Source organism: Paracoccus endophyticus (assembly GCF_003286075.1).
GTDB classification, from domain to species: Bacteria; Pseudomonadota; Alphaproteobacteria; order Rhodobacterales; family Rhodobacteraceae; genus Paracoccus; species Paracoccus endophyticus.
Genome location: NZ_QLUV01000051.1, coordinates 1 through 915, shown reverse-complemented (window position 1 = coordinate 915; position 915 = coordinate 1). Strand labels below are relative to the sequence as shown.

Here is a 915-nt window from a genome sequence, read left to right as displayed (position 1 = left end):
GAACGAATTCTGACTACCTGTCTGCTCTTTACGCAGATTCACACCATATTTAAACAGATGCTCTCCGCCAAATTCGCTGGTAAAGCCTAAATTAGCCCCCGTTGTTTTGGTTTTAGAACTACGTTGATAACCGGTTAATTTATTTTGCTGATAATCTTCTCGCTTATCCGTCCCTAAAATATGGAACACATTCGCTTTAACGTCTCGAGCAAAGCCGATGTCTTTCGCATCATACTCAAGGTTGTAGGTACGTTTGGTCGTGTTCGCATTTACCGGGCGGCTATTAAAAATCATCTCGAAACGATCTTGTCCCGCACCATAAAACGACTCTTGACGGAAACTTAAGCCGATACGCTGTTTATCGGTAATATCATAGCCGAATTTCGCCAAATAATTACCTTGACGACGAGCGGTATTATTCACTACTCGGCTATTTTTATTCACCGCATCCGAATAACCTTTACCCGCCTTATAGTTTTTATCGTCTCCCCAACTGCCTAATAGCAATACATCCAGATTATTCGCTTGTCCATAGAGTGAAAGCGAATCGTTAATGCCGCGATTACTGTTATATTCGGAACCGATACGCGCACCGAATGATCTGCCGTCTTTCAATAAATCTTTTGCCGATACCGTTTCCGCACGGATTACACCGTCCGTTATACCGATACCGGCACTGGCGGAACCGGCGCCCTTATCGATTTTAATCGATTTCACCATAGACGGATCCAGTTGGAAACGACCTTGGTGATACCACTGTTGAGTATTTGTCGAAGTATTATCGACAATCATACCGATACGATCTTGTCCTGATCCGCGAATCGAAATGTATTGTGCGGACACGCTACCTCCACCGACGTTAATGTCCGTACGATTAGCCAGTAATTCGCGCAGGTTACTGATATTTCTAGTATG

The 915-nt window shown here is 43.9% G+C and carries 1 protein-coding gene; it reads right to left on the bottom strand.

The features are described from left to right. On the bottom strand, positions 1 to 903 hold a 903-nt coding region (locus DPQ23_RS15190), incomplete at its 3' end, for a TonB-dependent receptor plug domain-containing protein (protein ID WP_276310569.1). Positions 904 to 915: the final 12 nt, after the last annotated feature.